The following is an 8,986-nucleotide window of genomic DNA, read 5'->3' as shown; positions in this document are numbered from 1 at the left end:
GAGGTGTTTTCTTATGCCTAGAAGAGCTTTCATTTGACAAGAGGAACCCTTGAAGCAGTTTTGTCAGCTAAACCAAAGCTAATCTTAGCCTTGGCTTGTCAGCCTAACAGCATCAAGCCTCTTATCAAATGAAATCGAGGGCTAGCTATAAGCTAGTTAAAACATCTAATTTTTAGGAGGGCTGGGTGGCTAACTTCATTATAGAACTTTCAATATCACATTCGAATCACAATAAATAAAAAAATCTTCCAATTCCCTTGCAAAAATGAAGAAAGTGTGATAACATAGTACGGTATGTAGTGCTAGCACATCCGCTATATTAGATTTAATAGGAGGAAAACACAATGGCTAAAGTATGTTACTTTACAGGTCGTAAGACTGTATCAGGAAACAACCGTTCACACGCGATGAACCAAACAAAACGTGCCGTAAAACCAAACCTTCAAAAAGTTACTGTTCTTATCGATGGTAAACCTAAAAAAGTTTGGGCTTCAGCTCGCGCTTTGAAATCAGGTAAAGTTGAACGCGTTTAATAATAAAAGCAAGGAGACCTCAGGGTCTTTTTCTTTTGACATAGTGAAAAAATCATTTTAAAAGCAGAGTAAATATCCGCTGATACAGTATTCTGCTTTTACACTTGGGCTGAAATATGATAAAATAGAGTATCAACTAGTTGAGGTAAAAAGGATGACTGTAAAAATTAATACAAAAGATGGTCAAATCGAACTAACAGATGAAGTGATTGCAACCGTCGTAGGTGGAGCAGCAACTGAAATTTTTGGTGTGGTCGGTATGGCTAGTAAAAATGCCCTCAAAGATAATTTCCAAGCCCTTCTAGGTAAGGAAAATTATTCCAAAGGTGTCGTCGTAAAGGCAGCCGAAGATGGAAGCATTGCAGTTGATGTGTATACCGTGTTAAGCTACGGAACAAAGATTAGTGAAGTGTCAAAAAACATTCAAGAGCGTGTTGCCTTTAGCTTGGAAAACCAGCTTGGAATTACTGCTCAGACTGTAAATGTCTACATTCAAAATATCAAAGTTGTAGGAGAATAACCGTGTCAAAAATTACTACTAGCTTATTTCAAGAAATGGTGCAGGCTGCATCAACTCGCTTGAATAAGCAAGCTGAATATGTCAATTCATTAAACGTCTTCCCTGTTCCAGATGGAGATACTGGAACAAACATGGGGATGACCATCGAAAATGGAGCTAAAGAAGTTGCAGACAAGCCAGCTTCTACAGTTGGAGAGGTAGCGAGCATTCTTGCTAAAGGGCTTTTGATGGGTGCGCGTGGGAACTCAGGAGTTATTATGTCTCAGCTTTTCCGTGGATTTTCACAAGCCATCAAGGATAAAGACGAGTTAACAGGTCAAGACTTGGCCCTTGCCTTCCAATCAGGTGTTGAAGTTGCCTATAAGGCAGTGATGAAACCAGTTGAAGGAACGATTTTGACAGTTTCTCGTGGGGCTGCTATCGGTGCTAAGAAAAAAGCTGAGCAAACAGATGATGCTGTTGAAGTCATGCGCGCAGCCTTGGAAGGTGCTAAAACAGCTCTAACTAAAACGCCAGACATGCTTCCAGTATTGAAGGAAGTTGGCGTTGTGGACTCAGGTGGTCAAGGATTGGTCTTTATCTACGAAGGTTTCCTTTCTGCCCTTACTGGTGAATATATTGAATCTGAGGACTTTGTAGCGACTCCTGCCAATATGAGTGAAATGATCAATGCAGAGCACCACAAGTCTGTGGCTGGTCATGTGGCGACTGAGGATATCAACTTTGGTTACTGTACTGAAATCATGGTAGCTCTTAAGCAAGGTCCAACCTATGCCAAAGATTTTGACTACGATGAATTCCGTAACTACTTGAATGAACTTGGAGATTCTCTCCTCGTTGTCAATGATGATGAAATCGTCAAAGTCCATGTCCATACAGAAGATCCAGGACTTGTCATGCAAGAAGGTCTAAAATATGGTAGCTTGGTCAAGGTAAAAGTTGACAATATGCGTAACCAACACGAAGCACAGATTGAGAAAGAAACTGCCCAAGTTAGCAAGCCAGCTGAAGAAAAAGAGTATGCTTTGATTGCTGTGGTGGCTGGTAAAGGTCTAGCAGATATCTTCCGTTCTCAAGGTGTGGATTATGTTATCGAAGGCGGTCAAACCATGAACCCTTCAACAGAAGACTTTATCAAGGCTGTTGAACAGGTCAATGCCCGTAACATCATCTTCCTGCCAAATAACAAGAATATCTTCATGGCAGCTCAATCTGCGGCAGAAGTTTTGGAGCAACCAGCAGTAGTGGTAGAGGCTCGCACTCTTCCTCAAGGTTTGACAAGTCTTCTTGCCTTTGATTCAAGCAAGTCCATTGAAGAAAACCAAGAGCGTATGACAGCTGCTCTTAGCGATGTCGTTAGCGGAAGCGTCACAACAGCCGTGCGTGATACAACGATCGATGGTTTAGAAATCCATGAAAACGATAATCTAGGTATGGTGGATGGGAAAATCCTCGTGTCAAACCCTGACATGCACCAAACCTTGGCAGAAACTTTGAAACATATGTTGGATGAAGACAGTGAAATCGTAACCTTCTATGTCGGTGAAGACGGAAGCGAAGAACTTGCCAATGAAATCGCTCAAGAAATCGCAGAAGAATTTGAGGATCTTGAAGTTGAAATCCACCAAGGTCAACAACCTGTTTACCCCTATCTATTTAGTGTGGAATAAGAGCCGATTAATGAAGGACTGAGAAATCAGTTCTTTTTTCTTTTTTAGTAAATGAAAACGGTATCTTTTTAATAAAAACAAAAATAACATTCATAAATAAACGTTAAAATAGAAAATTCAGAAAATTTCTTCTTTTCTCTTGAAAATTTTTTAAAAAATGGTATGATAGTAACAAGTTATTTTTAAGAGGAAAGAAAGGGGAACAATGGAGAAAATCAGTTTAGAATCTCCTAAGACGGGTTCGGACCTAGTTTTGGAAACACTTCGTGATTTAGGAATTGATACCATCTTTGGTTATCCTGGTGGTGCAGTCTTGCCTTTTTATGATGCGATATATAATTTTAAAGGTATTCACCACATTCTAGGACGCCATGAGCAAGGTTGTCTGCATGAAGCTGAAGGTTATGCTAAATCAACTGGAAAGTTGGGTGTTGCCGTCGTTACTAGCGGACCGGGAGCAACAAATGCCATTACAGGGATTGCGGATGCCATGAGCGATAGTGTTCCCCTTTTGGTCTTTACAGGTCAGGTAGGGCGAGCAGGGATTGGGAAGGATGCCTTTCAGGAGGCAGACATCGTGGGAATTACCATGCCAATCACTAAGTACAATTACCAAGTTCGTGAGACAGCTGATATTCCGCGTATCATTACGGAAGCTGTCCATATCGCAACTACAGGTCGACCAGGGCCAGTCGTAATTGACCTACCTAAAGACGTATCTGCTTTAGAAACAGACTTCATCTATTCACCAGAAGTGAACCTACCAAGCTATCAGCCGACTCTTGAGCCAAATGATATGCAAATCAAGAAAATCTTGAAGCAATTGTCCAAGGCTAAAAAGCCAGTCTTGTTAGCTGGTGGTGGAATTAGTTATGCTGAGGCTGCGGCAGAATTAAATGAATTTGCAGAACGCTATCAAATTCCAGTCGTAACAACTCTCTTAGGTCAAGGAACAATTGCAACGACTCACCCACTCTTCCTTGGAATGGGGGGGATGCACGGTTCTTTCGCAGCGAATATTGCCATGACAGAGACGGACTTTATGATTAGTATTGGCTCTCGTTTTGATGACCGTTTGACAGGAAATCCAAAGACTTTTGCTAAGAATTCTAAGGTTGCCCATATTGATATTGACCCAGCCGAGATTGGCAAGATTATCAGTGCAGATATTCCTGTAGTTGGAGATGCTAAGAAAGCCTTGCAAATGTTGCTAGCAGAACCGACAGTTCATAACAATACTGAGAAATGGATTGAGAAAGTTACTAAAGACAAGAACCGTGTTCGTTCTTATGATAAGAAAGAGCGTGTGGTTCAACCGCAAGCAGTTATTGAACGCATTGGTGAATTGACGAATGGAGATGCCATTGTGGTAACAGATGTTGGTCAACACCAAATGTGGACAGCCCAGTATTATCCCTACCAAAATGAACGTCAGTTAGTGACTTCAGGTGGTTTAGGAACCATGGGATTCGGAATTCCAGCAGCAATCGGGGCTAAAATTGCTAACCCAGATAAGGAAGTAGTCTTGTTTGTTGGGGATGGTGGTTTCCAAATGACCAACCAGGAGTTGGCTATTTTGAATATTTACAAAGTGCCAATCAAGGTGGTTATGCTGAACAATCATTCACTTGGAATGGTTCGCCAGTGGCAGGAATCCTTCTATGAAGGAAGAACATCAGAGTCGGTCTTTGATACCCTTCCTGATTTCCAATTGATGGCGCAGGCTTATGGTATTAAAAACTATAAGTTTGACAATCCTGAGACCTTGGCTCAAGACCTTGAAGTCATCACTGAGCATGTTCCTATGCTAATTGAGGTAGATATTTCTCGTAAGGAACAGGTGTTACCAATGGTACCGGCTGGTAAGAGTAATCATGAGATGTTGGGGGTGAAGTTCCATGCGTAGAATGTTAACAGCAAAACTACAAAATCGTTCAGGAGTCCTCAATCGCTTTACAGGTGTCTTATCTCGTCGTCAGGTTAATATTGAAAGCATCTCTGTTGGAGCAACAGAAGATCCGAATGTATCGCGTATCACCATTATTATTGATGTTGCTTCTCATGATGAAGTGGAGCAAATTATCAAGCAACTCAATCGTCAGATTGATGTGATTCGCATTCGTGATATTACAGACAAGCCTCATTTGGAGCGCGAGGTGATTTTGGTTAAGATGTCAGCGCCAGCTGAGAAGCGAGCTGAGATTCTAGCGATTATTCAACCTTTCCGTGCAACAGTGGTAGACGTAGCGCCAAGCTCGATTACCATTCAGATGACAGGAAATGCTGAAAAGAGTGAAGCTCTATTACGAGTCATTCGACCATACGGTATTCGCAATATTGCTCGAACGGGTGCAACTGGATTTACCCGTGACTAAAAATCCAACTTAAATTTGTTAAACCAGCCTAAAAGGCAATAAATGATAGAAAAGAGAGAAAAACTATGGCAGTTCAAATGGAATACGAAAAAGATGTTAAAGTAGCAGCACTTGACGGTAAAAAAATCGCCGTTATCGGTTATGGTTCACAAGGACATGCGCATGCTCAAAACTTGCGTGACTCAGGTCGCGATGTCATCATCGGTGTACGTCCAGGTAAATCTTTTGACAAAGCAAAAGAAGATGGATTTGACACTTACACAGTAGCAGAAGCAACTAAATTGGCTGATGTTATCATGATTTTGGCACCAGACGAAATCCAACAAGAATTGTACGAAGCGGAAATCGCTCCAAACTTGGAAGCTGGGAATGCAGTTGGATTTGCTCATGGTTTCAACATTCACTTCGAATTTATCAAAGTTCCTGCGGATGTAGATGTCTTTATGTGTGCTCCTAAAGGACCAGGGCACTTGGTACGCCGTACTTACGAAGAAGGATTTGGTGTACCAGCTCTTTACGCAGTATACCAAGATGCAACAGGAAATGCGAAAAACATTGCTATGGACTGGTGTAAAGGTGTTGGAGCAGCTCGTGTAGGTCTTCTTGAAACAACATACAAAGAAGAAACTGAAGAAGATTTGTTTGGTGAACAAGCTGTACTTTGTGGTGGTTTGACTGCCCTTATCGAAGCAGGTTTCGAAGTCTTGACAGAAGCAGGTTACGCTCCAGAATTGGCTTACTTTGAAGTTCTTCACGAAATGAAATTGATCGTTGACTTGATCTATGAAGGTGGATTCAAGAAAATGCGTCAATCTATTTCAAACACTGCTGAATACGGTGACTATGTATCAGGTCCACGTGTGATTACTGAGCAAGTTAAAGAAAATATGAAAGCTGTCTTGGCAGACATCCAAAATGGTAAATTTGCAAATGACTTTGTAAATGACTATAAAGCTGGACGTCCAAAATTGACTGCTTACCGTGAACAAGCAGCTAACCTTGAAATTGAAAAAGTTGGTGCAGAATTGCGTAAAGCAATGCCTTTCGTTGGTAAAAACGACGATGATGCATTCAAAATCTATAACTAATTAGAAAGCAAAGAATTTTGCTTAAAATAGTAGCTTCAGCTATTCATGGGATATTAGATATACTTATTTAGGGGTTGAAATCATATGAATATTACCAATTTGTTTTCTATCAAGACAGGATGTGATGAAACTGATAGGCAACTGCAAAAATTATTTTTTCAGTTGGATTTACAATTGGGAGAATTGACAGATCAACTAAGAAAATTAGATTCTAATTTTGTTTCTCGTAGTCAATTTGTAGACACGCTGGATTTGAATGATGTAGAATATAAAGAAGTTTTAAACTATTTTATCTTCCATCGTAATGATAGTGAAGAAAGTTTGGCAGAATGGTTATATGATTGGATTTCCACAAATCGTTATGAACTTCCTAAAGAGTTTTCAATTCGTATGGCTCATAAATATCATGAAAGTGTTGCTGAAGTTTTTGGAGATGAATAACTAAAAAAACAGTCATTAGTGACTGTTTTTTATAGAAAAAGAGGTTTTATATGTTAAGTTCAAAAGATATTATCAAGGCTCATAAGGTCTTGAATGGTGTGGTTGTGAATACCCCACTGGATTACGACCATTATTTATCGGAGAAGTATGGTGCTAAGATTTATTTGAAAAAAGAAAATGCCCAGCGTGTTCGTTCCTTTAAAATTCGTGGTGCCTATTATGCTATTTCTCAGCTCAGCAAGGAAGAACGTGAGCGTGGGGTAGTCTGTGCTTCTGCGGGAAATCATGCGCAGGGAGTTGCCTATACTTGTAATGAGATGAAAATTCCTGCTACTATTTTTATGCCCATTACCACTCCGCAACAAAAGATTGGTCAGGTTCGCTTTTTTGGTGGGGATTTTGTAACCATTAAACTAGTTGGAGATACCTTTGATGCCTCAGCCAAAGCAGCTCAAGAATTTACAGTCTCTGAAAATCGTACCTTTATTGCTCCCTTTGATGATACTCATGTCCAAGCGGGTCAAGGAACAGTTGCTTATGAGATTTTAGAAGAAGCTCGAAAAGAATCGATTGACTTTGATGCTGTCTTGGTCCCTGTTGGTGGTGGCGGTCTCATTGCCGGGGTTTCTACCTATATCAAGGAAACAAGTCCAGAAATTGAAGTCATTGGGGTAGAGGCTAATGGAGCGCGTTCCATGAAAGCTGCTTTTGAAGCTGGTGGACCTGTTAAACTCAAAGAAATTGACAAATTTGCGGATGGGATTGCTGTGCAAAAGGTAGGACAGTTGACCTATGAAGCAACGCGTCAACATGTTCAAACTTTGGTAGGTGTCGATGAGGGATTGATTTCTGAAACTTTGATTGACCTCTACTCTAAGCAAGGGATTGTTGCAGAACCTGCTGGAGCAGCTAGTATCGCCTCTTTAGAGGTTTTAGCTGAATATATCAAGGGGAAAACCATTTGTTGTATCATTTCTGGAGGGAATAATGATATCAACCGTATGCCAGAAATGGAAGAGCGTGCCTTGATTTATGATGGGATCAAACATTACTTTGTGGTCAATTTCCCACAGCGTCCAGGAGCTTTGCGTGAGTTTGTAAATGATATCTTGGGGCCAAATGATGATATCACCCGTTTTGAGTATATCAAGCGAGCTAGTAAGGGAACAGGTCCAGTATTGATTGGGATCGCTTTGGCAGATAAGCATGATTATGCAGGCTTAATTCGTCGAATGGAAGGTTTTGATCCAGCTTATATTAACTTAAATGGGAATGAAACGCTCTATAATATGCTTGTCTGAGGACTAATAAAAAAATATCATATTATTTGCACAACTAATGTATAGGTGTTATAATGATAGTGAAGAAAGGGGGCGATTCCTATGGTTTTAGGAAGCTTATCGTGCTATTTCTACTACAACTCACTATAACACCTATTATTTTCGATTCTGTTTATATTAAGGCGGCAGAATTACTTACTATATATAAGGAAATTTTTTGAAATCCCCAATTGTATATATCCCTAATTTGAGATTTCTCTAAATATAATAGGAATCAAAAAAAATAATCAATGTTTGTGAGATGACTGCTAGGTGAGTTGGTCGAAAAAACTCGTGAGATAGACAATAGTGCTAGACATGCAATAGCTAGTGATACTGATTTTAAATGACTAGCTGGAAAGTGGATATGTAATCAGAAGATGCAAGATTGTACAAAGTAAGTAGTACCGGTTGTGAAATGGATAAGATATAGATAAGGACAGGAAAGGAACCAAAGAAGGAGAAAGAAAACGGAATGATTTAGAGATAGTGAGGAGTGAAAGACTATCTTTAGTGGGCTTGTTGATTTAAAAGGAATAGATAGAATGAAATAGTAAATCCTGTCTATCCTATTAAGAAACTGGTATTCAGCATACGTGAATATTTTTACAAATTTAAAGTTTAATAATGCAATTGTTTTTTAGGAGCATACTGATGGGTTATAGTAAGCGGAAAACTATATATTATCGGCTTTAAAAAGGAAGTAAGAAGATTCTGGGTCATTTATTTTATTGAATATATGTTTTTTTATTGACAAAAGTAGTAAAAACGTATACAATTAAGTATTGTAAAGAAGAAAATAGGAGAAAAACATGGCTAAGTCAAACTTTGAAAAAGTAGAATCAGTTGTTGGCTGGGTTCGTGATAAGAAAATCACAGGCTACCGTATCTCTAAGGAAACGAATGCGCGTGAAATGTCTATCATTGCTCTGGCGCAGGGTCGTGCAAAAGTAAAAAATATTTCATTTGAAACAGCCCTAGGCCTAATTGATTTCTATGAAAAAAATCATGAAAAATTTGAAGATTAATCTTTGGATAAC

9 protein-coding genes are annotated in these 8,986 nt (G+C 39.6%); all 9 read left to right on the top strand.

The features are described from left to right. Positions 1–344: 344 nt before the first annotated feature. The 9 genes from rpmB to HT729_RS05700 all read left to right on the top strand — a co-directional run bounded on the left by rpmB (position 345) and on the right by HT729_RS05700 (position 8,974). Complete coding sequence (gene rpmB, locus HT729_RS05740) at positions 345–533, top strand: 50S ribosomal protein L28 (protein WP_001140948.1); 189 nt, start codon at positions 345–347, stop codon at positions 531–533. A 154-nt stretch (positions 534–687) separates the two neighbouring features. Then, complete coding sequence (locus HT729_RS05735; RefSeq protein WP_000216436.1) at positions 688–1,053, top strand: Asp23/Gls24 family envelope stress response protein; 366 nt, start codon at positions 688–690, stop codon at positions 1,051–1,053. 2 nt (positions 1,054–1,055) lie between these two features. After that, positions 1,056–2,723 carry a DAK2 domain-containing protein gene (locus tag HT729_RS05730; RefSeq protein WP_172931775.1) on the top strand — a complete coding sequence of 556 codons (1,668 nt, stop codon included), beginning with the start codon at positions 1,056–1,058 and terminating at the stop codon, positions 2,721–2,723. Between the two features lie 205 nt (positions 2,724–2,928). Further along, positions 2,929–4,629 (top strand): acetolactate synthase large subunit, encoded by a 1,701-nt coding sequence (locus HT729_RS05725; protein ID WP_000411733.1) that lies wholly within the window; start codon positions 2,929–2,931, stop codon positions 4,627–4,629. Next, positions 4,622–5,098 carry an acetolactate synthase small subunit gene (ilvN, locus tag HT729_RS05720; protein ID WP_001253803.1) on the top strand — a complete coding sequence of 159 codons (477 nt, stop codon included), beginning with the start codon at positions 4,622–4,624 and terminating at the stop codon, positions 5,096–5,098. Before HT729_RS05725 ends, ilvN begins: the two co-directional genes overlap by 8 nt. A 65-nt stretch (positions 5,099–5,163) precedes the next feature. After that, complete coding sequence (gene ilvC, locus HT729_RS05715; RefSeq protein WP_000290683.1) at positions 5,164–6,186, top strand: ketol-acid reductoisomerase; 1,023 nt, start codon at positions 5,164–5,166, stop codon at positions 6,184–6,186. A gap of 84 nt (positions 6,187–6,270) precedes the next feature. After that, positions 6,271–6,627 carry a hypothetical protein gene (locus HT729_RS05710; RefSeq protein WP_001027903.1) on the top strand — a complete coding sequence of 119 codons (357 nt, stop codon included), beginning with the start codon at positions 6,271–6,273 and terminating at the stop codon, positions 6,625–6,627. 50 nt (positions 6,628–6,677) lie between these two features. Continuing rightward, positions 6,678–7,928 carry a threonine ammonia-lyase IlvA gene (gene ilvA, locus HT729_RS05705; RefSeq protein WP_000952969.1) on the top strand — a complete coding sequence of 417 codons (1,251 nt, stop codon included), beginning with the start codon at positions 6,678–6,680 and terminating at the stop codon, positions 7,926–7,928. An 830-nt stretch (positions 7,929–8,758) separates the two neighbouring features. Further along, positions 8,759–8,974: a hypothetical protein gene (locus HT729_RS05700; protein WP_001130036.1), complete on the top strand. Its 216-nt coding sequence runs from the start codon at positions 8,759–8,761 to the stop codon at positions 8,972–8,974. Positions 8,975–8,986: the final 12 nt, after the last annotated feature.

The sequence above is a fragment of the Streptococcus sp. 79 genome (assembly GCF_013277425.1).
In the GTDB taxonomy this organism is placed as follows: Bacteria; Bacillota; Bacilli; order Lactobacillales; family Streptococcaceae; genus Streptococcus; species Streptococcus pseudopneumoniae.
This window is presented reverse-complemented; position numbering and strand designations above follow the sequence as displayed.

Bases quoted from the DNA above. Each gene is read 5' to 3' on its own strand.
- HT729_RS05700 (WP_001130036.1), top strand. From the start codon at position 8,759: ATGGCTAAGTCAAACTTTGAAAAAGTAGAATCAGTTGTTGGCTGGGTT.
- ilvN (WP_001253803.1), top strand. From the start codon at position 4,622: ATGCGTAGAATGTTAACAGCAAAACTACAAAATCGTTCAGGAGTCCTC.
- rpmB (WP_001140948.1), top strand. From the start codon at position 345: ATGGCTAAAGTATGTTACTTTACAGGTCGTAAGACTGTATCAGGAAAC.
- HT729_RS05710 (WP_001027903.1), top strand. From the start codon at position 6,271: ATGAATATTACCAATTTGTTTTCTATCAAGACAGGATGTGATGAAACT.
- ilvA (WP_000952969.1), top strand. From the start codon at position 6,678: ATGTTAAGTTCAAAAGATATTATCAAGGCTCATAAGGTCTTGAATGGT.
- HT729_RS05725 (WP_000411733.1), top strand. From the start codon at position 2,929: ATGGAGAAAATCAGTTTAGAATCTCCTAAGACGGGTTCGGACCTAGTT.
- HT729_RS05735 (WP_000216436.1), top strand. From the start codon at position 688: ATGACTGTAAAAATTAATACAAAAGATGGTCAAATCGAACTAACAGAT.
- ilvC (WP_000290683.1), top strand. From the start codon at position 5,164: ATGGCAGTTCAAATGGAATACGAAAAAGATGTTAAAGTAGCAGCACTT.